Raw genomic sequence first — 24,286 nt, forward strand, 5'->3', positions numbered from 1 at the left:
AGGCACCTATCCCGATTGTAATGCATATTTTTATAGTACGTAGATTCCTACAAGTATCAAAACATATTTCGTTGTTAATTTTCCGATCATTTTCCATAGAGAAAGATAAGAATTTACTTATTAGCGAAGGCATAAAATGAGGAGGAGTTGTGACATGAAGAAGCGGTATAATCCTTACACGCTCCCGCCATGGGTAAGACAGGTGCGAGAAATCGGTATCCAAATTATTATTCCATTAACAATTTTTCAAGGTATTCGAACAGTTTTCTTTCCAACATCCTTTGATGTACTATTACTTGCTCTCTTAATTTTGTTAGCTGTTGCGTTTCGTTATGATTGGATCTAAAATTTTGTTCATTTCTTTAAATACATTTATACAGTTGCTATAGATAATCTCCTATTTTTCATTTTAAAAAAGAGGCTGACACAAAGTGTTAGCCTCTTTATACTACCACATCGTTCTAGCCTGAAGATTCTTCTTGCATTTTCTTTTTCTCTTCAATTTCGGATATCTTCATCACGATGTATTCAATGTTTTTAAAATGCCAATAAGCTTTTAATAATTGCTTGTTCCTTTCTAACTCAGATTGAGTATTATCATTATGGACGTAGTTTTTAATGATACGACAAATTCGGTCTGGATAGGCTAGGTAGCTAAGGAACAACAGTATTTCTCCTTTTGTATAAGGATAGCTTTTCTGATACGTATAAAACCAATTAACACAATCATTACATTGATTAGGATAAGTCTTTCCTGTATGATTCAAGAACAATAGGAAATCATCAATCGGTGAAGCATATTTTGCACGTTCAAAATTCGTTAAGTACCCTGCGTTATTTTCATCATATAAAAAATGATGGGCCGAAATCTTTCCATGATTTAATACAATTCTAGTCTTCTCCTTTTCTGCCATTTCCTCAGACCATTCTTTTAATTTCTTTTTGGAGAAATCGATCGCACGACTAACCTCAATAAAATAGGTTACTGCTTGTAATTCAAATGGTGAAAGATACAATCTTTGTTCACATTGATCAACAAATGTTTCATAATATGCCTTTGTCTCTTCCCAATGCTTTGTGATCGCTTCATAATGCTTTTCTACCTCTTGACCGTTTAGTTTAATTTCTTTTTCTGTACGGCTATGCAGTTTAGCAACTTCTTTGAATAGATATTGATGTCGTGCATCTATTTCATCGTCTGTTTCATTTGGCAGCCAAGGCATAAGATAAAAATATTCATTGCTATTTTGTGAAATGAATTGCTGATGTCTATTTTTCTTAATTGGTACATAACTAGTGTATCTTTGTTGGTCTAAGTGCGATAATAAGTCAGCAAAAGTAGGATTGAATTTTCTTGAAAGCTTTTTTAACACGAATGTTCCAGTATTTGTGTAAATTTTTATTGCTTTACGACTAATTTCTTCTGTATATTCAGGCTGGATATCATAATGACTTAATAATGGCTTTATTCCATCAACTTGTATCGCCAATGTAGATGACACCTCAAATCCTTTAACGAAATACGCAAGTGCCTTGTTTAGCTCGCAAGCAAACGCCTCTTTACAAAGACAAGCTGCTAGAGCTAGAAAAAGGTTCGAATTTTATGTGCCAAAATCAACAGTAAGCTTTAACAGAGCCTTTCAAAAAAACAGCTGAGGTAAATTTCCTCTGCTGTTTTTCAAAGCACTGCAAAATGTCGATTATTTACTCGTTGAATATGCAGGGATGTAAAGAATTTGTCCTTCATAAACATCTTGATCTGCATGAAATTCATTTACGCGAAGAAGCTGTTGAACTGAAATTTCATAACGTTCACTAATAAGATCAATTGTATCTCCTTGCTGAACAATACACATTTTCAATCTAGAAAAATCCTCATCTTCATCACGAGCGAAAAGACTTGTTAAATAATGGGCATCTTTCGGATCATCTTCTTCTCTTTCATTCTCTTCTTCCGAACCCGGTTTGTTATCGTTACTCGCAAGACTTTCAGATTTAGAGAAGAAGGAATATTGTACTTCCTGTGGTTCAACAGTCTCCTCTTCCTGTTTCCTCACCTCTATAACAAATGGATCGTAAAGATCTTCTTGTTGATCTTGATGAACCTCTTGGTCTTCACTTTCCACTTCGTCAATATCCTCAAGGCTAGGTTTAGAAACAACTTCAACTTCTTTTTCGTCCTCGCTCACTTCTTCCACTACACGACTAGGAGCCTCTGTTTTAATAGATGATAATTTGTCCATGTCTTCTTCAGTTGTATCAGAATCCTGATAATAAGATGAGAAAGGATGTGCACCATTTTGTTCGAGTGATGTAAAAGTATCATCCTCATCAGCAAATGGTTGTGTCTGTTGCCCTCTGTAAAGTGGTTCAAATACTTCTTCTTTAATTTCTTCCGGTCTTTCACTTACATCCGCAGCAGTAGGCTCGGTTTCATCATTTGAAATGCCACTTATCGATAAGTCAGCAACAAGTTTTAAGCATTTTAGTTCTGGGAGTTCATAATCAAATGATTCAATTGACACATAAACTTCATCTAAATCTTGGATTCGATTTCTTGGAATCGTAATATCAACTGGAAAACGATGATTGATTATACTTACACCGTCTTCTCGAGTAGAAATTTCATTTACATACCGTACATTTGCATATTCAAATTGATCCTGCACATTTGCTTCTGTATCTATTTTGTATTCACCCGTAAGTTGAAGTGCACCTCGAATTGAAATGTACTGATCATGCTCATGAATTGAGATATCAGGATCTAGAGAAATTGTTAAAAGTTCAGATACTTCCTGTCCTTTTTGAAACCAGACTGATTCTTCTACAGAAAAACGTAGTTGTTCCTGTGACAAAAATAATTCCTCCTTTCAAATAGCCTAACAAATTACTATGACATTACAGATGTATGTATGAAAGGAGGATAATATGTTTATTTTATTTATATTCTGAATATGAATTGAAATTTTCAGGGTGCAGTGCGGTTGCTTTTCTATCTTCTGTTTGAACCAAAAAAAGGGTCCAACACCAAAATTCTTGTTAGACCCTTCTCGCTCTATTTCAACGCAGCAAATGCCTTTTTTGCTGCTTCAATTGTATAATCAATATCCTCATCACTATGAGCTGTTGATAAAAACAAGCCTTCAAATTGTGAAGGAGGTAGGAACACTCCTTCATTTGCCATACTTCTATAATAGCTTGCAAAATACTCAAGATTTGACGTTTTTGCTACTTCATAGTTTGTTACTTTTTCATTCGTAAAGAAGAATCCAATCATAGATCCTGCACGATTAATCGTATGAGGAATTTCATATTCATTTGCAGCCTTTGACAAACCGTCTTCAAGACGATCAGCTTTACGCTTAAACTCTATATACGACTCCTTAGTAAGTAGCTTTAATGTTTCATAGCCTGCTGTCATTGCAAGCGGGTTTCCTGACAATGTTCCTGCTTGGTAAATAGGACCACTTGGCGCAATTTGCTGCATTATGTCAAGTTTACCTCCATAAGCACCTACAGGGAGTCCGCCGCCTATTACTTTCCCTAAGCATGTTATATCAGGTGTTACGCCATAGTAGCCTTGTGCACAGCCGTAATCTACACGGAAGCCTGTCATTACTTCATCAAATATGAGAAGAGCACCATATTGCTCAGTTAAATCACGCAAGCCTTCTAAAAAGCCTGGCTGTGGTGGTACAACCCCCATATTTCCAGCGACTGGCTCAACGATGACGCCTGCAATATCTTCTCCAAATTGCTCAAATGCATAACGAACGCTTTCAAGATCATTATATGGAACAGTAATTGTATTTTTAGCAACACCTTCTGGAACTCCAGGACTATCTGGTAATCCTAGTGTAGCCACTCCTGATCCTGCCTTTATTAATAATGAGTCACCATGTCCATGGTAGCAGCCCTCAAATTTTATTATCTTATTACGTCCTGTATACCCACGTGCTAAGCGTAATGCACTCATAGTAGCTTCAGTTCCAGAGCTAACCATTCTCACAATTTCAATTGATGGCACACGCTCAATCACAAGACTAGCCAATTCGTTCTCTATTAATGTTGGCGCACCAAAGCTTGTCCCGGATTCAACGACCTTTTTAATTGCTTCTACAACTGTATCGTGAGCATGACCATGAATAAGTGGTCCCCATGATAATACATAATCGATGTATTCATTTCCATCGATATCAGTTATTTTAGAACCCTTCCCATGTTCCATAAAAATTGGGTTCATTCCCACTGATTTAAAAGCACGCACAGGACTATTTACTCCTCCTGGCATTAACGACTGTGCTTTTTGAAACGCTTGTTCACTTTTAACATAGCTTTTCATTTGTATTCCCCTTTCTCACTCTTGTGATGATTTAAAAGGTTATTTTCTACTCTTCTTTTAACCAGCGAGCAACATCCTTTGCAAAGTAAGTGATAATTAAATCCACACCTGCACGCTTCATCCCTAATAAAGTTTCCATAACAATCGTTTTTTCATCTACCCAGCCGTTTAGAGCTGCTGCTTTAATCATTGAATATTCCCCACTAACATTGTAAGCAACAATCGGTGCATTAAAGTTATTTTTGACATCGCGAATGATATCTAAATAAGCTAATGCGGGTTTAACAATTAAGAAATCTGCACCTTCATCAAGATCTGACCCTGCTTCCCGTATTGCTTCCTCACGATTAGCAGGATCCATTTGATAGGTTTTACGATCACCGAATTGTGGAGCACTTTGAGCTGCATCACGGAATGGACCATAGTAAGCACTTGAATATTTTACTGCATAAGACATAATTGGAATATGTTCAAAGCCGGCCTCATCTAAGCCATGGCGAATCGCTGCAACAAAACCGTCCATCATATTAGAAGGGGCAATGATATCAGCTCCAGCCTTAACTTGACTCACTGCAGTTCGCGCTAATAAATCTAGTGTGGGGTCATTAAGTACTTGACCATTTTCAACGATTCCACAATGGCCGTGGTCTGTAAATTCACAAAGACAAGTATCAGCAACAACGATAAGATCTGGGTATACTTCTTTCACTTGTCTCGTTGCTAATTGAACAATGCCATGATCATGATACGCACCAGAACCTACTTCATCCTTATGATCTGAATCTGGAACCCCAAATAATATAATTGACTTGATTCCTAAAGAAACTACTTCTTCAATTTCCTCATTTAAAAGATCCAATGAAATCTGAAAAACCCCTGGCATTGACGAGACTTCGTTTTTCTTTTTTTCTCCCTCAACAACAAAAATTGGGTAGATAAAATCCTCTACTCGAAGATGATTTTCTCTTAACATTGCTCTCATATTTGCGCTGTTACGCAAGCGACGATGTCTTGAAAATTGAATATCCATTTGTAAATCCTCCTCCTCATCTCTGTTCAAGCTCGATCATGAGCTTTATCATATCTTCAATGGTGTACGAAGCAGGTATAATGCCTTCAAACCCGTATTCCTTTAATGTATCGTTAGTTATTGGCCCAATACAAACAAAGGTCACTTTCTTTAGGTTCTCATGGAGCTCATCCTGCTTGAATACGTTCATAAAGCTATCAACTGTTGAAGAACTAGTAAAAGTAATATAGTCTAGTTTATCATTTTGAACATATTTTCTTAGTTTTTCAGCTTCATTCATATTATGTAACGTTTCATAGACAACAAGGTCTGTCACATTATAACCATTTCGTTTTAACCCAGTTACCAGTACAGGACGTGCAAGGTTACCACGGATAACCAAAACCCTAGATTGAGATTTAAGGTTTTTTGTTATACTTTCTGTCAGTTTTTCTGCGACATATTCCTCAGGGATTATCGAAACAGCTAACCCTAATTGCTCCATTTGTTTACTTGTCTTTCTACCAACAGATGCAGCAATTAAATGATCTAGCTTTGTATAAGAAATATTCCATTTATCTAAATAGCTTTGAAAAAAAGTCACTCCATTTACACTTGTAAACACAATACAGTCAAAGCTCCTGAGATTTTGAATTGTTGCCTTTATCGCTTGCTCATTTACATTATTAGCTCTAATCTCCAAAAGCGGAGCAGTAATTGCTACTCCGCCTGCTGATTCAATTTTGTCAATAAACTCTTGCACTTGAGCCTGTGCCCTTGTTATTAATACTCGCTTGCCTTGTAAAGGAAGGCCTGCTGCCATTATTGATCAAGCTCCGCTTTGACTCGATCAATTAGGACTTTCGCACCTTGCTCAGTTAAAATTGTTGATACGTCTCCACCGATAACGACAGGGTCTTTACCTGTAAGTTGCTGTTTATATACTTCTTTACCATCTGGTGAAGCGATTAAACCAGTAAATGTGATCTCTTGATTTTCGTTAACTGTCGCAAATCCTGCAATTGGAACTTGACAGCCACCCTCCATTTTTGTAAGAAAGGTTCTCTCTGCATTTACAGCTAATTGTGTTGCTTTATCTGTGAATTTTGCCAATAAGTCTAGTAATTCATTATCATTTTCACGACATTCAATTGCTAAAGCACCTTGTCCTACAGCAGGTAGGCAAACTTCGGGCTCTAAAAATTCAGTAACAACTTCCTTGCTCCAGCCCATTCGTGATAACCCTGCTGCAGCTAAAATAATCGCATCATACTCTTCTGTTTTGAGTTTTTCAAGACGTGTATCTATATTTCCTCTGATCCATTTAATTTCAAGGTCTGGTCGCTCGATTAACAGCTGTGCACTTCTTCTTAAGCTACTTGTACCGATTACTGATCCCTTCGGTAGCTCTGCAAGTTTTTTATGATCCTTCGAAATTAACACATCTCGATGATCCTCTCGCTTTGGAATACAGCCAATTGTTAAACCATCTGGCAGTACTCCTGGCATATCCTTCATACTATGAACAGCCATGTCAATTTCCCCATCAATCATTGCTTGTTCAATTTCCTTAACGAAAAGTCCCTTCCCACCAACCTTTGACAAGGTAACATCTAATATCCGATCACCTTTTGTTACAATTTCCTTAATCTCGAATTCAAAAGGTAAGCCAAAGGATTTTAGTTGATTTATCACCCAGTTCGTTTGTGTTAACGCTAGTTTACTTCGTCTTGAACCTACAACAATTTTACGCATGATATCCTCCTACTACATTCTACTGATGATTTTATGAATCCCAAAAATGGAATCTAGATAAGCTGCCGAATAAGAAAAAATTAATTAATAACACAAGAAAGGAGGCAATATTCAATAATGCAACCGATTTCCCTTGCAATTCTTTCACAATTCGAATATATAAATAAACGCTATATGTGATTAACACCATAAAAGAACCAAGAACTTTTGCATCATACCAATGAAATTTTTCAACTTTAATGTAAGCCCAAATAATTCCTAATATAAGGCTTAATAACAGCATCGGTACACCAATGACATTTAATACATATGACATATAATCAAGCTTAGATAAATCTTCTAAGCGCAGAAGACGTTTTCCCCACTTCTTCTTTTTTAGCAAATTATATTGAATCGTATATAAAATTGAAAACACGAACGATAGTGAAAAGGCACCATATGAAAGTATTGCCATTGTGATATGAATCAATAACAATTCAGAAACAAGCTTACTTGAAACCGCTGCCGACTCATATTGTGCTGGTGCAAAGGTATGTAATGCCATCATGATGAAGCCTATCACGTTTGTAAAAAAGATAATAAACTCTGCTCGTAAAAATTTATTTAATGCTAGAGATAAAGTGACCAATACCCATGTGTAAAAATATAATCCTTCAAACACATTTAATACTGGAAATCTTCCCGTTTCGAACATACGAGCAAATAAAAAAATTGTTTGCAAAAGCCAAACAATAGAAAGTAACCAGAAGGCAGCTTGTTTCGCCTTCCGGTTATTATTAAGAAAATCTATAAAGTATAAAAGTACACATAATGCATAAAGAATAATGGTTACTTCATTAATTCTAGTTAAATTCATCTCCATACAAAAAACTCCTATGACGTACTGACGCCACCAACTATAATAAAGGAATAACTACATCAAACTTACGATTGCAGTGAAGCTCGAAAATCTGACATTTGTCCATTCGAAAGATTTAATTGCTTTTCAGCTCTTTCTTTTTGCACTTGCTCCTCAACAGCATCTTCAATGTTAAATATTTTCATAAATAACTCTAATGACTCCTGAGCATTTGCATCAGTTGAAAGTTCCTTCACTTTCACAATAGGATCTCTGAGTAATTGATTAATAATACTTTTCGTATGTTTGCTAAGTACCTTTCTCTCACGATCAGTTAAATCAGGCATTTTCCGCTCAATACTTTGCATTGTCTCAGCTTGAATCGTTAACGCTTTTTGACGAAGTGCAGAGATAACAGGTACAACACCAAGTGTGTTAATCCATTGCTTAAATTGAACAATTTCAGCTTCAATCATTAGCTCAATTTTCTCTGCCGCAACTTTCCGTTCCTGTAGGTTCGCCTCAACAATTCCTTGCAAATCATCGATATCATATAAAAATACACCATCTAATTCTGCAAGCTTTGGATCTAAATCACGCGGAACTGCGATATCGACCATAAATAATGGTCGACCCTTTCTTAGCTTTTCAACTTGTGACATCATTTCCTTCGATATTACAAAATCCTTCGCTCCAGTTGAGCTAATTAGAATATCTGCTTCAACTAATCCACATTGTAGCTCATTGATCCCTTTAGCTTTCCCATTGAAACGATTAGCTAGCTCTTCAGCTTTTTGCAACGTTCTATTCATAACAGTTACTTTCCCTACGCCATTCCCGTGTAAGTTTTGCACTGCAAGCTCGCCCATTTTTCCGGCACCTAAAATAAGCACATGCTTCGTTTTTAAGTCCCCAAAGATCTTCTTCGCTAATTCTACTGCAGCATAACTTACTGATACAGCATTAGCACCTATATCTGTTTCAGAATGGGAGCGCTTTGCTAGTGTTATAACCTGTTTAAATAGTTGATTGAAGATCGTACCTATTGTGTCGTTTTCTTGTGCAAGTAAAAAGCTAGAGCGAACCTGTCCTAGAATTTGTGTTTCTCCAAGTATCATCGAGTCTAATCCACAAGCAACTTTATATAAGTGCTCTAATGCACCATCTTGTTCAAATATCGTTAAGTACGGTGTAATCTCATCTTTATCTATACCGAACCAATCCGCTAAAAACGCTTTAATATAATAACGTCCTGTGTGCAATTGGTCGACAACTGCATAAATCTCTGTTCGATTACATGTTGATACAATTACGTTTTCTAAAATGCTTTTTTGGTCTTTTAACTGTTTCATCGCATCAGAAAGCTCGTTCGGTTGGAAAGTAAGCCTTTCGCGAATTTCAACAGGGGCTGTTTTATAATTTAAGCCGACAACAAGTATATGCATTTCCCTTTACACCCCCACATGCAAAGATCTCTTTAGTTATAGTATACCACTCACATTTTTCATTCACGCAGATAAAATGTGAACAGTATTTGAATCCTATGATATGATTAGAAAAACTAGACTTATGATCATGTCTTATGACAGTCTTATGACGTAGCCTTACTTTTTATTATCTTATCATCAATATTGCTATAAATTATAATAAGAAAATTAAGATTCATTAATTGTACTGCTAAGTTAATTAAAAGTAAATTTATTAGTCAGAAAATATGACATGATATCTACACGATTTGACATGATCCCTCATGCTCTCCACTCAGTACAATAACAAATATTAAGCTGTTAATCAAGTTATCAGTTTGTTAACATAGTCAATTATATTGATAATTTATCCTCTGACTTTTAGAGGATTCACGTAATAAGTAATTCAAGCAAATTATCAAACAGATATCATTCTATTTAGAGGTGTTCCTTATGAAAAAAATATCGTTATTACCTGGCATTATCTTACTAGGGATTGGCACTTTTTATTCTATCCAAAAATTAAATATTCATTTATTTGAAAATCAAAATAGTTGGCAAGCTTTACTTATTCTCTTAGGAGCTGCTTACTTGATTAGTGGGCATTTTGAAAAAGACAATACGACTATCCTACCTGGTATCATTTTAGCTGGGCTTGGCATTCACTTTATCAATCAACCGAAGTTACCTTCTTGGCCAGACCATGCAGCTGCATTTCTTTTTATATTAGCCTTGGGAATGCTACTTACTGCCATTAAAACTAAATCTGGTTATGCTCAAGGAATAGTATTACTTTTGATTGGATTATTTCTTCATTTTTTTCAAACGATCATCCAATCTTTCTCAGTTGTTGAAAATGGTGTTCAGCTTATTGAAACCTATTGGTCATTTTTATTAATTATAATAGGCGCATTCCTAGTTTTTTTCAAAAGAAAAAAATAACAAACTTATATCCACGCAAAAAGAGGCTGAACAAAAGTCAGCCTCTTTATTTATGAGATAAGAAAGTATAAGTTTTTGTACCTAGTTTTAGTGTCTAGCTCCAGCGCTTAGACCCTCTTGGGTCTAAGCCACTAATGAATTGAAGGTAAAGAACACCTTCATTTCATTAGCAACTTATTTGCCCTAGGCTGAACAAGGCGCTTGCGCTTTTCTTATGATGTATAACTTTCGATAATTTTCCACGCTTCATCTTTACCTTGACCTGTTTCTGATGAAAACAAAACAAATGAGTCTGACTTTTCCATGTTTAATGAATCCTTAATGATTTTCACATGCTTTTGCCATTTGCTTTTTGGAATTTTATCTGCTTTAGTAGCGACAATGATTGTCGGGATTTCATAATGCTTTAAAAATCCATACATTAATACATCATCTTTTGATGGTGGATGACGAACGTCTATTAACAGTACAACAGCCCGAAGCTGTTCACGAGTTGTTATATACGTTTCAATCATTTTCCCCCATGCTTCACGCTCTTTCTTACTTACCTTTGCATACCCATAGCCCGGTACATCAACGAAATGCAAAATTTCATTAATAATATAAAAATTTAACGTTTGTGTTTTTCCAGGTTTTGATGATGTTCTTGCAAGGCTTTTTCTCGCAAGCATTTTATTAATAAATGATGATTTCCCAACATTTGACCGTCCTGCTAATGCGATCTCAGGAAGATCAACAGCTGGATATTGGTCCGGCTTTACTGCACTTATTACGATTTCTGAACTAGTTACTTTCATTGCTTCTCCTCTGCTAATGCATGTTTTAATACTTCATCTAGATGTGACACAAGCACAAAGGTAAGCTCATTACGAACACTTTCTGGAATGTCATCTAAATCTTTTTCATTATCCCTTGGTGCGATTATTTTCGTCAACCCGGCGCGGTGGGCACTTAGTGTTTTTTCTTTTAAACCACCAATTGGTAGAACTCTTCCTCGCAAAGTGATTTCCCCTGTCATTCCAACCTCTTTCCTAACAGGTCTTCCTGTTAATGCTGAGATTAACGCTGTTGCCATCGTTATTCCAGCTGACGGTCCATCCTTTGGAACAGCACCCTCAGGTACATGAATATGAATGTCATTTTTCTCATGAAAGTCTCGGTCAATTTCAAGCTCTTCTGCACGTGATCTTATGTAACTAAACGCAGCTTGTGCAGACTCCTTCATTACATCGCCTAGTTTACCAGTTAGAATAAGCTTACCTTTTCCTGGTGATACAGATACTTCAATTGATAAGGTATCTCCTCCAACAGTTGTATAGGCTAACCCTGTTGCAACACCAATTTGGTCTTCGAGTTCCGCTTGACCATATCTAAAACGATTTTTACCAAGATAGTCTTCAAGGTTTTTATCAGTTATGATAATCTTTTTACGCTCTTCTTTTACAATGAGCTTTGCAGCTTTACGACAAACTGTAGCTAGCTGACGTTCTAGACCACGCACACCAGCTTCTCTTGTGTAATAGCGAATAATGCTTAAGATCGCGTCATCTCGAATTTGTAAATGAGATTTTTTAAGACCGTGCTCCTTAAGCTGCTTTGGTAGTAAATGATCCTTCCCAATATGAACTTTTTCAAGCTCTGTATAGCCAGCGATATTAATAATTTCCATACGATCACGAAGCGGTCCAGGAATTGTAGCTAAGTTGTTTGCTGTCGCAATAAACATTACCTTTGATAGATCATAGGTTTCTTCAACATAATGATCACTGAAGCTATGATTTTGTTCAGGATCTAAAACTTCAAGCAATGCTGATGATGGATCCCCTCTAAAATCATTAGACATTTTATCAATTTCATCTAATAGAATAACTGGATTTATCGTTCCTGCCTTTTTCATTCCCTGAATAATTCTACCTGGCATGGCGCCTACATATGTACGGCGATGTCCACGAATTTCAGATTCGTCCCTAACACCACCAAGTGAAATACGGACAAAATGGCGATTTAACGACTTTGCGACTGAACGTGCTAACGATGTTTTTCCAACACCTGGAGGTCCAGCTAAGCAGAGAATCGGTCCTTTTAAAGAATTTGTTAGTTGTTGAACTGCCAAGTACTCTAATACACGTTCTTTCACTTTTTCAAGGCCATAATGATCCTCATTAAGGATTTCTTCTGCTATATTGATATCTAAACGATCTTCTGTTGCATTTGTCCAAGGTAATGATAGAAGCCATTCAATATAGTTTCGGATAACGGCACTTTCAGCAGAGCTTGCAGGGACTTTTTCATAACGGTCTAATTCCTTGAAAGCAACTGATTTTATATGATCAGGCATACCTGCTTGTTCGATCCGCTCAGTTAGTGATGATACTTCACCAACCTTACCTTCTTTTTCACCAAGTTCTTTTTGAATGGCTTTCATTTGCTCACGAAGATAATATTCTTTTTGTGTACGTTCCATAGAACGCTTCACACGCTGGCCGATCTTCTTCTCAAGCTGTAGAACTTCCTTCTCATTATGAATTATTGAAATTACTTTGTTTAGTCTTTCTCTTAAATCAAGTGTTTCAAGTACCTCTTGCTTTTCTTTTAACTTTAGAGGTAAATGTGAAGCAATAATATCTGCCATTCTTCCAGGCTCATTTATATCTGATACTGTAGCATATGTTTCAGCGGATACCTTTTTTGAAAGCTTTATGTATTGCTCAAAATATTCTAACATAGTTCTCATTAAGGCTTCTTCTTCAACACTCTTAACTTCTGGGTCCTGATAGATAGAAACCTCAACAGAATAATATTCATCTTCTTCAACAAAGCGTTTAATTTCGCCACGCTCTAAACCTTCAACAAGTACTCTAATGGTTCCATTCGGTAATTTTAACATTTGTTTTATTTTCGTTAATGTTCCAATTTCGTAAATATCTTCCTTTTTCGGCTCATCTATCGCAATCTCTTTTTGTGTCGTTAAAAAGATGATATGATCATCCATCATTGCTTTTTCTAACGCCTGAACAGATTTATCTCTCCCTACATCAAGGTGTAGTACCATCGTTGGATATACTAGCAAGCCTCGTAACGGTAGGAGGGGGACGATTTGTGTATTTGATTTCGCCATGCGCTTATACCTCCATGACATAATAGTTAGTTCTTTGTACAATTCTATCCTATTCTTTTACTAGTGTCTATTTGTAACCACTTTTCTCATTTAGGTAGTATACCCTATTCACTTTGAGTTGAAAAAGAAATTTTCTATAAAAGGGTCTGACTTCTATATGGCTGGTCACTAAATACTTAGTAAAAGCTTTATAAAGGGGTCAGACCCCTACAAAGTTTTTCACTAAATAATTAGCAAATAACTCTATAGGGGTCTGACCCTGGTTTTTACTAAATAATTAGCCAATTAACTCTATAGGGGTCTGACCCCGATTTTATATTAGACAGATTCCTGATGTGGGTATGTTGCTTGTAAATTATTTTGAAGCAAAGGATTGGCCTTCTCTGTTGGTGGGTTTACAAGGGCTAAGTCAAATACTTCTTGTAAATTTGTAACAGGGACAATGTCAATTCCATCAATACCCTTTATGATCGATTCCATATTTTCCTGAGGAATGATTACCGTTTTCGCTCCAGCTTTTTTAGCAGCTTTTATCTTCGGAATGACTCCACCAATAGGCTTCACATTACCATGTATACTAATTTCACCTGTCATTGCTACCTTATTATCAATAGCAATTTTATGAATAGCAGAAAAGATTCCAGTTGCCATAGCAATACCTGCGGATGGACCATCTATCGGTGTACCACCTGGGAAGTTCACATGAATATCATAATCTCCCGCTTTAATCCCCATTGAACGAAGTACAGTTATAACATTTTCAATTGATCCTTTTGCCATACTTTTTCTTCTAATCGATTTTGAACGGTCACCAATACTTTCTTCCTCGACAATACCAGTAATATTAATGGTACCTTTATCTTTCTCAGCCGGGATTACTGTTACTTCAATTTCTAAAAGTGCACCTGTATTTGGGCCATAGACAGCTAATCCATTTACTAAACCTATCTTCGCCTTTTTATTAATCTTCTTCTCATGTCTAGGTGTTAATTGGCTTGAATGGATAACCCACTTAATGTCCTCTACAGTAATTTCATTTCGGTCCTCAGACATTGCCATACCTGTAGCAATTTGCATTAAATTTACCACTTCACGGCCATTACGGACATATGAAGTTAGCATATCTATTCCTTCATCACTTACGATCATATCAACCTTATTCGCTGCCTTTTTCGCGACAATTGAAAGCTCATCTTGCTCAAGATCTCTAAAGAATACCTCAAGACATCTTGATCGAATTGCAGGTGGAATTTCATTTGGTGTTCTAGTCGTTGCACCAATTAAACGAAAATCAGCCGGCAAACCATTTTTAAAAATGTCATGGATATGTGTTGGGATTTGTGTGTTTTCTTCATTATAATACGCACTTTCTAAAAAAACTTTTCGATCTTCCAACACTTTTAACAGCTTATTCATTTGGATTGGGTGCAATTCGCCAATTTCATCAATAAATAAGACTCCACCATGTGCATTTGTTACAGCACCTTGCTTTGGCTGCGGAATACCTGCTTGCCCCATTGCACCTGCACCTTGATAAATTGGATCATGTACGGAGCCAATTAAAGGATCAGCAATTCCTCTTTCATCAAATCTAGCTGTTGTTGCATCCAATTCAACAAAGACAGCATTTTCTTTGAAGGGTGTTCTCACATTTCTTCTCGCTTCCTCTAACACAAGCCTTGCAGCAGCCGTTTTCCCAACTCCTGGTGGTCCATAAATAATCACATGCTGTGGATTTGAACCACAAAGGGCTGCACGTAATGAACGAATTCCATCCTCTTGTCCAACTATATCCTGAAAACTTTGTGGTCTTACTTTTTCAGCTAAAGGTTCTGTTAAACGAATCGCTCTCATCTTCCGTAATTGTTCCATTTCTTTTTTAGATTCACGGTCAATCGAGATTTTTTGAGTTCTTTGGTTTTTTAATAAATTCCAGAAATACATCCCGATAATAATCCCAAAAAACAACTGAATAAACAAAGCGATACTTGTCCAACTCATTGTAGTCCCTCCTGCTAAAGTCTCTTGTTTACCGCTACAAGTTGATATATAGACGGAGTCACTTAGATCATTCTTAGAGTGTATAATCTCCGGCCTTGTAGATTATTTTTTTATCTTGTCCTATGTCTACTTAGTAGATCAGTCATTAAACAAAGTAAACCATAAAGAAAATGAAAGTGCCTATTATGTAATATGGATTCCCTTTTCACTTAAAGCTGACAAAAGACAAGCTTCAGCTTGCCTTTTAGCTTAGGCAAAATATTTGTAGGTACTTTTAGTATGAAGCGGTTATTTATAGCTAGTATCTCCGAGGTTCTACTGGAATAAACATGTTTTTCTTTTAAAACATCTATAGCATATTACAATCTCTTCTAAATTAAAGGAATAACGAACTGATGTTATCAGGCTGTCGAATATGTAGGGATAGAGAGCCTTTTTATCAATGCTGTTTTCGCATACTTGGTGCTATTTACCAAGAACTCCGGTGTGGTTGATTCCAGAGAGTTGCTCGCTTTCCGCGGAGCGGGCGGTGAGCTTCCTCGGCGTAAACGCCCTGCGGGGTCTCACCTGTCCCGCTGCTCCCGTAGGAGTCTCGCAATCCGTTCCAATCAACCTGAATTAGTTTTTGTTTTAGGCTGTTTTCGCAAACTTTGTTGCTTTTAAAATAGTATTGGGTTGGTTGATTGGCGCTCCAGGATGCTTGCTTTCCGTGGGGCGGGCGATGAGCCTCCTCAGCGCGAAGCGCCTGCGGGGTCTCACCTGTCCCGCTACTCCCACAGGAGTCTCGCACCTTCCGCACCAATCACCCTAATCAGTTTTGTTCAAAAACAACAATCTTTTAGAAAAGAGCCTTGTTTTAAAAGCAACAATCTCTTAGAAAAGAGCTTTTATCAAAGAAAGAATTACTTTTTCTATTTTTGAATACACGAAAAAGGAAGCTGATATATATCAGCTTCCTATCTAACGTTAAACAATTGCTAACTTAAGCAGATGTTTTTTTATCATCTTGTATAACTGTCCCATCATTTAGGACAAGCTTTGGCGAGATATTTCCTGTAACAGTCTCAGCAGTTATAATTGTTTTCGTAATATCGTCTCTAGAAGGTAGGTCAAACATCATATCAAGCATAATACCCTCGATAATTGAACGTAGACCGCGGGCACCAGTTTTTCTTTCAATTGCTTTTTTAGCAATCTCCATCAGTGCTCCCTCTTCAAACTCAAGTTCAACTCCATCTAGATCAAGCATTTTTTGATATTGTTTTACTAGAGCATTTTTTGGTTTCGTTAGGATTTCAACTAATGCATCTTCATCAAGTGGCTCTAAGCTCGCAATTACAGGTAAACGACCAATAAATTCAGGTATTAAACCAAATTTCAATAAATCTTCTGGCAATACTTGTGAAAGAAGAGCTTTTTTATCTAGGTCTGCATTTTTGTTGTCTGATCCAAAACCAATAACTTTTTTGCCAAGACGGCGTTTAATAATTTGTTCAATGCCATCAAACGCTCCACCACAAATGAACAGAATGTTGGTTGTATCAATTTGAATAAATTCTTGGTGTGGATGCTTTCTACCACCTTGTGGAGGAACACTAGCTACCGTACCCTCAAGAATTTTAAGCAATGCTTGCTGAACACCTTCTCCTGATACATCACGTGTAATGGAAGGATTCTCAGATTTACGAGCAACCTTATCGATTTCATCGATATAAATAATACCCTTTTCTGCTTTTTCAACATCATAGTCAGCGGCTTGAATTAGTTTTAACAAAATGTTTTCAACATCTTCACCTACATAACCTGCTTCTGTTAATGATGTTGCATCAGCGATTGCAAAAGGAACATTTAATATACGTGCTAATGTTTGAGCAAGCAATGTTTTACCACTTCCAGTAGGACCGATCATTGCAATGTTACTTTTGGAAAGCTCAACATCATCAATCTTACTATTAGAATTAATTCGTTTATAATGATTATATACGGCAACTGCTAAAGATTTCTTAGCTTGGTCTTGACCAATAACATACTCATCTAGAATTTCATCAATTTCTTTCGGTTTTGGAACATCTTTAAATTCAACTTCTTCTTCAGTGCCTAGCTCTTCTTCAACGATTTCTGTGCAAAGCTCAATACACTCATCACATATGTATACTCCAGGTCCAGCTACTAACTTACGAACCTGATCTTGGGTTTTACCACAAAATGAACATTTCAATTGTCCTTTTTCGTCGTTAAATTTAAACATTGTTTCACCCCTTGTATCTTTATCTCATTCTTTAATAATTCTACCCAACCCTAATTTAATGTCTATCTTTCCCAACCATGTCAGGGAATAGAAGGTGGATGCTTTTCTTTTCTTTACATATATGTAAAGAAACTAATTTTAAAACAGGTATGTATTGCATTTTACCATAAGTAACGCGAAGACAGGTAATGATACTACTTCAACTTTGTAAAAGGTTACAAAGTTGAAAAAATAGAAAAAAGTTTTCATTGTACTTTATTTCCATTTCCCTATTTTTTAGCATGTTAAGCCTTTTCGAATTATTACTTATTTTATTACTTCATGTGTATGTATGTATTGGCTTTCTTATATCATTCCCAAAGGAATATAAATAAAACATAATTGTACAAAACAAGGCACGATCCACTCGCGCCTTGTTCTTTAATTATTATTATTATGCAACAACTTTACTATTTTCTACAAGAAAATCGATCGCTTTACGAACTTTTAAATCTTCTTTAAGACCTTCAGCTGATCCACCTAATGCTTGTTTGATATTTTCAATTGGCATATTGTACATTTCAGCCATTTTAGATAATTCCGCTTCAACATCCTCATCAGAAACTTCAATGTTTTCCGCTTTAACAATTGCTTCAAGTGTTAAGTTGTATTTTACACGTTTCTCTGCATCAACTTTCATTTGAGCTTTTAATGCTTCTTCATCTTGACCTGAGAATTGGAAGTATAAGTCAAGGTTCATACCTTGCATTTGAAGACGTTGCTCAAACTCTTGCATCATGCGTGAAATTTCGTTTTCAATTAATGCATTTGGAATATCAACTTCTACACTTTCAGCAGCTTTCTCAACTAGAGTATCTCTTAGTTGATTTTCAGCTTCAGTCTTTTTAGCTTCTTCAAGACGAGTTCTTGTTTGAGCTCTAAGTTCTTCAAGTGTTTCAACTTCCTCGTTAACATCTTTAGCAAATTCATCATCTAAAGCTGGAAGCTCTTTCGCTTTAATTTCATGAATCTTCACTTTGAAAACAGCTTGCTTTCCTGCAAGATTTTCAGCGTGATATTCTTCAGGGAATGTTACTTCGACATCCTTCTCAGCTCCAGCTTCTAAACCGATAAGCTGTTCTTCAAAGCCAGGGATGAATGAACCTGAACCAATTTCTAATGAGTAGTTTTCAGCTGCTCCACCTTCAAAAGCTTCTCCATCAACATAGCCATCAAAGTCAAGAACTGCAGTATCACCGTTTTCAATCGCGCCTTCTTCTTTAACAGCTAATTCTGCTTGACGTTCTTGAAGTTGTTTTAATTCATTCTCCACATCTTCATCTGTTACAGTGTCGTCTAATTTTTCAACTTCTAGACCTTTATATTCACCTAATTTCACTTCTGGTTTAACTGTAACCTTTGCAGTGAAAATTAAGCTTTTTCCTTTTTCAACTTGTTCAACATCAATTTCAGGACGATCCACTGGTTCAATTCCAGCTTCATCAACTGCATTAGGATATGCTGTCGGTAAGATAATATCTAATGCATCTTGATATAGAGATTCTACACCAAAGCGTTGTTCAAACATACCACGTGGAATTTTACCTTTACGGAATCCAGGAATAGAAACCTGCTTAACTACCTTTTTAAATGCTTCATCAAGTGCTTTTGTGAAGTCCTCTGCAGAAACTTCAACCGTAAGAACGCCATCGTTCCCCTCTAATTTTTCCCATTTTACTGACATGTGTTGTTCCCTCCAAAAATCTATAATGATTGTGCGAATAAGTGATAGGTAAATGGTGGTTGCTTGTCCAGTTTAAACAATCAAACACTATGATATACCTGTTTTATGTACGGTAAAAATAACCGAATACTAACCATGCTTAAGGATTTCGCATAATTGAAACATCCAGACGTGAGATTCTCCTCATCCCCATCGATGTTCGTTTCACTACCATAGTTCCTATTGTCAACCGCCTATACGACAGGTTGGAACGAGATAAAATAGAAGGCCCATTTTTGCCCACACTTAAAAGACCTTATATACGATGATCACTATTTTGCAACCATTTTATTATAACATAGAAAACATTCCTTTCAACATATAGCCTCATATTTGCATATAAGAAATTTCTTCTATTTGATATATTTTTTTACATACTTCTTGTAATGTCGATATAGACAGCCCGTACATTTGCTGAACTTCCTCAGGATCTAATACTATTCCATGCATCTCATATCCAACTATATGAAGAGCAGCAGCCCATAAATTACCATCTGTCGGTTGAGGAAGAAGTGGGAAAAGAACATATAAATGTCTAATCCATAGCTCTTTTACCGCCTCAAAAAGAGTGGGATTTTCTTGCCCTAACGTGTCATCTAATATATTTAGGACTTTCTTCGTAAAAGGTAAATCGGCAATATCGTTGAGCTTTGCAGGGATGACCGTGACGGATTCGCCAAATTTGTACACCGTCACTTCCTTTTCAACTTCGTTCTCTATCATTAGATGTAAAATCATAGATTTAATCATCGGATGACTATTTGGATTTTCTAATAGGACCTTTAACGATGAGTAATGCTTACTTAAATTTCTATCTTGTAATGATTGGATATAAGCCATTTGCTTGTTTGTGTTTTCAAGAATGTCTTCAATATATGTCGAACCCGCATCATTATCATCTTCAAAAATATCCTCATCATTTTGAGTCATTTTCCGACTAAATTCTAATAATTTATAAAAATGCTCCGCACTTTCTGCAGGAAGATGATTCTCTTCTAACACAGCTTCGATTGTAGTTTGAACTTCGTGATATTCTCGAAGCTGAATTAAAATCGTTAAATAAATTTGTAACACCGTAAAGTAGTGACCAATATCTTCCAGAAGCATTTTCTTACAAATTTCTTTCGCTTCTTTTAATTCTCCAAGCTCCATAAAGCAAATTGCCATACCTAAATAGAGCTCTGCCTTATCTTCATTTAAATTTTTAGCTTCAGAAAACATATCAAGTGCCTCATGATACTTTTTCTCTTTTAATAAGGCCATTCCCTTATCTATGTATCGTTCTTTCAAATTAGGGAAGGGAATGATCTTTGAACGTTTTTTCTCATTCATATGGTGGTCAACTCCAGCAGCGAATCTTTGCTTACAAGTTTATCAATCCAACTCTTGGAAAACAAGCGGTACCTAATTAAAAAGTAGCTTTGAACAAAAAAAGAGCTGGCATTATAGAAATGCAGCTCTACTTTCTTCAAATTTTTGAATTTTTTCGTTGTAGTTTAGTGTTAAGTCAATTTCGTCTTTCCCATATAGCAGCATGTCTTTCCAGTATGGATCAACAGCAAATGATTCTGAAAGATTATCACTATCCGTAAGCTTTTGCTCTTCTAAGTCTATTTTTAGTTCGTATCCTTCAGCATTTGCCTTTTCTCGGATCACATCTAAAACAGATTGATCTAAAGTAATTGGCAACAAGCCATTTTTTAGACAGTTCTGATGGAAAATATCTGCATAGGAAGGTGCTAAAATAACTTGAAATCCGTAATCTGACAGAGCCCAAGGAGCATGCTCACGAGAAGATCCACAACCGAAATTTTCTCCAGCTAGTAAAATAGAGGCTCCCTTACTTTTCTCTTGATTTAATTCAAATTCTGGATTATCAGATCCATCAGGAAGGTATCTCCAATCGAAAAAGGCAAATCGACCATAGCCTGTTTTTTCGATTCTTTTAAGGAATTGCTTTGGAATAATTTGATCTGTGTCAACATTTGCTCTATTTAAAACTGCTATTTTCCCAGTATGGGTAGTAAAAGGTTTCATTTTGCCCCTCCTATTATGCGTGAATTTTCTCCTTCTGAATGTGTCGAACATCAACAAATTTACCGTGTAATGCTGCAGCTGCTGCCATAGCAGGGCTTACTAGATGTGTTCTCGCACCTTTACCCTGTCTACCTTCAAAGTTTCGATTTGAGGTCGAAGCACAACGTTCTCCTTCTGGAACAACATCATTATTCATGCTTAAACACATACTACAGCCAGACTCTCTCCATTCAAAGCCAGCTTCTTTAAAAATGACATCTAAGCCTTCCGCTTCTGCTACCTTTTTAACTGTTTGAGATCCAGGTACAACGATTGCTCTGACGGTAGGAGCAACCTTTTGCCCTTTTAGTCCTTTAATAACTTCAGCTGCTTGGCGTAAATCTGTCAAACGTGAATTTGTACAAGACCCAATAAAGACATGATCAATTGTAATATCCTCAATCTTCATATTTGGTTGTAATCCCATATAATCAAATGCACGTTTTGCTTCATCTACTTCTTCTGAATTTTGAAAACCGTTTAGATCAGGTGTCTTTTCGTCAACACCAACTGCCATTCCAGGGTTTGTTCCCCAAGTTACCATTGGAGCAATGTCTTCACCTTGTAACGTAATGACTTCATCATATTCTGCGCCTTCATCAGTTTTTAACGTTTTCCAATATTCTACTGCCTTATCGAACTCTTCACCTGTTGGTGCATATTTCCTTCCTTTAATATAAGAGAAAGTTGTTTCATCTGGTGCGATAAGACCTGCCCTTGCTCCAGCTTCAATCGACATATTACAGATTGTCATTCGCTCATCCATTGATAAGCTCTCAATAACCTCACCTGTAAACTCAATAATAAAACCTGTACCAAAACGAACTCCGTATTTTCCAATTACAGCTAAAATGACATCCTTAGCAGTAACCCCATTTTGAAGTTTTCCTGGAACATGTATGTTTAACGTTTTTGGACGTTGTCTCCATAATGTCTGTGTTGCTAAGACATGTTCTACTTCACTAGTACCAATTCCAAAGGCAATCGCTCCAAAGGCTCCATGTGTTGATGTATGACTATCACCACATACAATTGTTTTCCCTGGAAGTGTTAAGCCTAATTCAGGTCCAATAACATGGACTATTCCTTGATCTTCACTTTCAAGGTCAGCTAAACGAATTCCAAATTCTTTACAGTTACGTTCTAATGCTCCAATTTGAAGTTTTGCAACCTCATCATTAATCACAAAGCGGTTTACCGTTGGGATGTTATGATCCATCGTAGCAAATGTTCTGTCTGGTCTTCTTACTTTACGATTTTTTTCACGCAAACCTTCAAATGCCTGTGGTGATGTAACTTCATGTATTAAGTGTAAATCAATATAAATTAGATCAGGCTTACCTTGTTCTTGCTGAACAATATGCTCATCATATATCTTTTCAATTATCGTTCTAGGCTTCATGGTCATAAACCTCCTTTTATAGATGGAAAAATGAGGGGCTGACAAATGCACGTGTCAGACCCCTCAAACTCAGGTATCGTTAATTATCAAGTAGATAACATAGTATATTGGTCTATTGTTAGCACAGGCTTGAAGATCAGGTCTTTTAATATTACGATTTATGAATAAGCTTCCATAATATTTAAGATTGCATGGTCATCTCCAAGTGCATTTTTAATCTCTTCACCTATTTGCTTTGTGGAAACAGCCTTTCCATCTTCAGCAAGGTCAGCTGTTCTGTTACCAGCATTCAATACATTATCAACAGCCTTTTCAATTGCCTTTGCTTCTTCTTCTAAACCAAATGATTGGCGTAGCATCATTGCTGCAGAAAGAATAGTTGCAATCGGATTCGCAATGTTTTTCCCAGCAATGTCTGGAGCAGAACCGTGTACTGGCTCAAATAAATGCAATCCACTAGAAGATAAGCTTGCAGAAGACAGCAATCCTAGTGAACCAGTAATCATCGATGCTTCGTCACTTAATATGTCACCAAACATATTCTCTGTAACAATAACATCGAACTGTTTAGGTGAGCGGATAAGCTGCATTGCTGCATTATCAACAAGCATATGCTCTAGGGTAACATCTGGATATCTTGCAGCTACCTCTTCTGCCACTTCTCTCCACACTCGGCTTGATTCTAATACGTTCGCCTTATCAACAGATGTGACATGTTTGCGACGCTTAGAGGCAATTTCAAATGCTGAAACAAGGATTCGCTCGATTTCATAACGCTTGTAAAGTAAAGTATCTACTACAGCATCCTCACCTTCATGAACAATTCGTTCACTTGGCTTGCCGAAATATAATCCGCCTGTTAGCTCTCGAACGATTACAAAATCTACTCCATCAACATACTCTTTCTTTAAAGGGGAAGAGTCTAACAAACTTTCAAATGTTTTAATTGGTCGTAGATTTGCAAATAAATCAAGTTCTTTCCTTAATGCTAATAGTCCACGTTCTGGTCTAAGTTCCATAGGATTCTGGTCCCATTTCGGTCCACCAACAGCACCTAAAATAATTGCATCGGAATCCTTACAGATAGCAATAGTTTCTTCTGGTAGTGGAGTGCCTTTTTGATCGATTGCGTCTCCACCGATAAGTCCATAGTTAAATTGAAATTGATGATGAAAATGTTCTGCAATAGCTTTTAAGATATCAACTGTTACATCAACAACTTCTTTACCAATTCCATCACCCGGTAATAATGCAATTGTTTTTTTCATGTTCTATCCCCCTTCTAGTGATTTAATTTAGTAGACTTGCTTCCAAGGAGCTAGCCCGA

Annotated in this window: 19 protein-coding genes; 2 read left to right on the forward strand and 17 right to left on the reverse strand. The window is 36.6% G+C overall.

All coding sequences use genetic code 11. The annotated features are described in order from the left end of the window. Nucleotides 1-154 precede the first annotated feature (154 nt). A complete protein-coding gene (locus HUW50_RS01775) occupies nucleotides 155-346 on the forward strand; it encodes a hypothetical protein (RefSeq protein ID WP_066334256.1) in 192 nt (63 codons plus the stop codon). 115 nt (nucleotides 347-461) lie between these two features. Here HUW50_RS01775 and ysxE read toward each other — a convergent pair whose 3' ends face one another. From ysxE to hemA, 8 genes are all read right to left on the reverse strand, one after another. Continuing rightward, a complete protein-coding gene (ysxE, locus tag HUW50_RS01780; protein WP_185653647.1) occupies nucleotides 462-1,490 on the reverse strand; it encodes a spore coat protein YsxE in 1,029 nt (342 codons plus the stop codon). A 210-nt stretch (nucleotides 1,491-1,700) separates the two neighbouring features. Then, nucleotides 1,701-2,855: a stage VI sporulation protein D gene (gene spoVID / locus HUW50_RS01785; RefSeq protein WP_066334253.1), complete on the reverse strand. Its 1,155-nt coding sequence runs from the start codon at nucleotides 2,853-2,855 to the stop codon at nucleotides 1,701-1,703. 200 nt (nucleotides 2,856-3,055) lie between these two features. Then, on the reverse strand, nucleotides 3,056-4,342 hold the full coding sequence (gene hemL, locus HUW50_RS01790; protein ID WP_066334251.1) for a glutamate-1-semialdehyde 2,1-aminomutase: 1,287 nt from the start codon (nucleotides 4,340-4,342) through the stop codon (nucleotides 3,056-3,058). Between the two features lie 46 nt (nucleotides 4,343-4,388). Beyond that, nucleotides 4,389-5,372: a porphobilinogen synthase gene (gene hemB / locus HUW50_RS01795; RefSeq protein ID WP_066334248.1), complete on the reverse strand. Its 984-nt coding sequence runs from the start codon at nucleotides 5,370-5,372 to the stop codon at nucleotides 4,389-4,391. A 16-nt stretch (nucleotides 5,373-5,388) separates the two neighbouring features. Beyond that, nucleotides 5,389-6,174 carry a uroporphyrinogen-III synthase gene (locus HUW50_RS01800; protein ID WP_066334242.1) on the reverse strand — a complete coding sequence of 262 codons (786 nt, stop codon included), beginning with the start codon at nucleotides 6,172-6,174 and terminating at the stop codon, nucleotides 5,389-5,391. Next, the gene (gene hemC, locus HUW50_RS01805; protein WP_066334240.1) at nucleotides 6,174-7,106 is read right to left on the reverse strand and encodes a hydroxymethylbilane synthase; all 933 of its coding nucleotides are present in this window, start codon (nucleotides 7,104-7,106) and stop codon (nucleotides 6,174-6,176) included. Before hemC ends, HUW50_RS01800 begins: the two co-directional genes overlap by 1 nt. 31 nt (nucleotides 7,107-7,137) lie before the next feature. Then, a complete protein-coding gene (locus tag HUW50_RS01810; protein WP_066334238.1) occupies nucleotides 7,138-7,968 on the reverse strand; it encodes a cytochrome C assembly family protein in 831 nt (276 codons plus the stop codon). Between the two features lie 62 nt (nucleotides 7,969-8,030). After that, the gene (gene hemA, locus HUW50_RS01815) at nucleotides 8,031-9,389 is read right to left on the reverse strand and encodes a glutamyl-tRNA reductase (RefSeq protein WP_066334234.1); all 1,359 of its coding nucleotides are present in this window, start codon (nucleotides 9,387-9,389) and stop codon (nucleotides 8,031-8,033) included. A 474-nt stretch (nucleotides 9,390-9,863) separates the two neighbouring features. On the opposite strand from hemA, the gene HUW50_RS01820 reads away from it, so the two are divergent. Then, nucleotides 9,864-10,352 carry a LiaI-LiaF-like domain-containing protein gene (locus HUW50_RS01820; RefSeq protein ID WP_066334232.1) on the forward strand — a complete coding sequence of 163 codons (489 nt, stop codon included), beginning with the start codon at nucleotides 9,864-9,866 and terminating at the stop codon, nucleotides 10,350-10,352. Between the two features lie 212 nt (nucleotides 10,353-10,564). Here HUW50_RS01820 and yihA read toward each other — a convergent pair whose 3' ends face one another. From yihA to leuB, 9 genes are all read right to left on the reverse strand, one after another. Beyond that, entirely contained in the window at nucleotides 10,565-11,149 is a 585-nt protein-coding gene (gene yihA, locus HUW50_RS01825) for a ribosome biogenesis GTP-binding protein YihA/YsxC (RefSeq protein ID WP_066334228.1), read from the reverse strand. Beyond that, nucleotides 11,146-13,470 (reverse strand): endopeptidase La, encoded by a 2,325-nt coding sequence (gene lon / locus HUW50_RS01830; RefSeq protein ID WP_066334225.1) that lies wholly within the window; start codon nucleotides 13,468-13,470, stop codon nucleotides 11,146-11,148. Before lon ends, yihA begins: the two co-directional genes overlap by 4 nt. A 318-nt stretch (nucleotides 13,471-13,788) precedes the next feature. Next, a complete protein-coding gene (gene lonB, locus HUW50_RS01835) occupies nucleotides 13,789-15,471 on the reverse strand; it encodes an ATP-dependent protease LonB (RefSeq protein WP_066334222.1) in 1,683 nt (560 codons plus the stop codon). A gap of 982 nt (nucleotides 15,472-16,453) precedes the next feature. After that, the gene (gene clpX / locus HUW50_RS01840; protein WP_066334217.1) at nucleotides 16,454-17,719 is read right to left on the reverse strand and encodes an ATP-dependent protease ATP-binding subunit ClpX; all 1,266 of its coding nucleotides are present in this window, start codon (nucleotides 17,717-17,719) and stop codon (nucleotides 16,454-16,456) included. 433 nt (nucleotides 17,720-18,152) lie between these two features. Beyond that, nucleotides 18,153-19,442, reverse strand: coding sequence for a trigger factor (gene tig, locus HUW50_RS01845; RefSeq protein ID WP_066334215.1), 1,290 nt, complete (start codon nucleotides 19,440-19,442; stop codon nucleotides 18,153-18,155). 366 nt (nucleotides 19,443-19,808) lie between these two features. Beyond that, nucleotides 19,809-20,813, reverse strand: coding sequence for a tetratricopeptide repeat protein (locus HUW50_RS01850; RefSeq protein ID WP_066334213.1), 1,005 nt, complete (start codon nucleotides 20,811-20,813; stop codon nucleotides 19,809-19,811). Nucleotides 20,814-20,924: 111 nt separating this feature from the next. Continuing rightward, a complete protein-coding gene (leuD, locus tag HUW50_RS01855; RefSeq protein ID WP_066334212.1) occupies nucleotides 20,925-21,518 on the reverse strand; it encodes a 3-isopropylmalate dehydratase small subunit in 594 nt (197 codons plus the stop codon). Between the two features lie 13 nt (nucleotides 21,519-21,531). Next, complete coding sequence (gene leuC / locus HUW50_RS01860; RefSeq protein WP_066334209.1) at nucleotides 21,532-22,959, reverse strand: 3-isopropylmalate dehydratase large subunit; 1,428 nt, start codon at nucleotides 22,957-22,959, stop codon at nucleotides 21,532-21,534. Nucleotides 22,960-23,117: 158 nt separating this feature from the next. After that, nucleotides 23,118-24,227: a 3-isopropylmalate dehydrogenase gene (gene leuB, locus HUW50_RS01865; protein ID WP_185653648.1), complete on the reverse strand. Its 1,110-nt coding sequence runs from the start codon at nucleotides 24,225-24,227 to the stop codon at nucleotides 23,118-23,120. Nucleotides 24,228-24,286 lie beyond the last annotated feature (59 nt).

Origin of the sequence: Metabacillus sp. KUDC1714, from assembly GCF_014217835.1 — a bacterium.
GTDB classification, from domain to species: Bacteria; Bacillota; Bacilli; order Bacillales; family Bacillaceae; genus Metabacillus; species Metabacillus rhizosphaerae.

Coding starts and splice junctions, on each gene's coding strand:
- HUW50_RS01820 (WP_066334232.1), top strand. CDS start 9,864: ATGAAAAAAATATCGTTATTACCTGGCATTATCTTACTAGGGATTGGC.
- leuC (WP_066334209.1), bottom strand. CDS start 22,959: ATGAAGCCTAGAACGATAATTGAAAAGATATATGATGAGCATATTGTT.
- hemL (WP_066334251.1), bottom strand. CDS start 4,342: ATGAAAAGCTATGTTAAAAGTGAACAAGCGTTTCAAAAAGCACAGTCG.
- HUW50_RS01775 (WP_066334256.1), top strand. CDS start 155: ATGAAGAAGCGGTATAATCCTTACACGCTCCCGCCATGGGTAAGACAG.
- yihA (WP_066334228.1), bottom strand. CDS start 11,149: ATGAAAGTAACTAGTTCAGAAATCGTAATAAGTGCAGTAAAGCCGGAC.
- hemB (WP_066334248.1), bottom strand. CDS start 5,372: ATGGATATTCAATTTTCAAGACATCGTCGCTTGCGTAACAGCGCAAAT.
- clpX (WP_066334217.1), bottom strand. CDS start 17,719: ATGTTTAAATTTAACGACGAAAAAGGACAATTGAAATGTTCATTTTGT.
- hemA (WP_066334234.1), bottom strand. CDS start 9,389: ATGCATATACTTGTTGTCGGCTTAAATTATAAAACAGCCCCTGTTGAA.
- hemC (WP_066334240.1), bottom strand. CDS start 7,106: ATGCGTAAAATTGTTGTAGGTTCAAGACGAAGTAAACTAGCGTTAACA.
- HUW50_RS01850 (WP_066334213.1), bottom strand. CDS start 20,813: ATGAATGAGAAAAAACGTTCAAAGATCATTCCCTTCCCTAATTTGAAA.
- leuB (WP_185653648.1), bottom strand. CDS start 24,227: ATGAAAAAAACAATTGCATTATTACCGGGTGATGGAATTGGTAAAGAA.
- lon (WP_066334225.1), bottom strand. CDS start 13,470: ATGGCGAAATCAAATACACAAATCGTCCCCCTCCTACCGTTACGAGGC.
- lonB (WP_066334222.1), bottom strand. CDS start 15,471: ATGAGTTGGACAAGTATCGCTTTGTTTATTCAGTTGTTTTTTGGGATT.
- tig (WP_066334215.1), bottom strand. CDS start 19,442: ATGTCAGTAAAATGGGAAAAATTAGAGGGGAACGATGGCGTTCTTACG.
- HUW50_RS01800 (WP_066334242.1), bottom strand. CDS start 6,174: ATGGCAGCAGGCCTTCCTTTACAAGGCAAGCGAGTATTAATAACAAGG.
- leuD (WP_066334212.1), bottom strand. CDS start 21,518: ATGAAACCTTTTACTACCCATACTGGGAAAATAGCAGTTTTAAATAGA.
- HUW50_RS01810 (WP_066334238.1), bottom strand. CDS start 7,968: ATGGAGATGAATTTAACTAGAATTAATGAAGTAACCATTATTCTTTAT.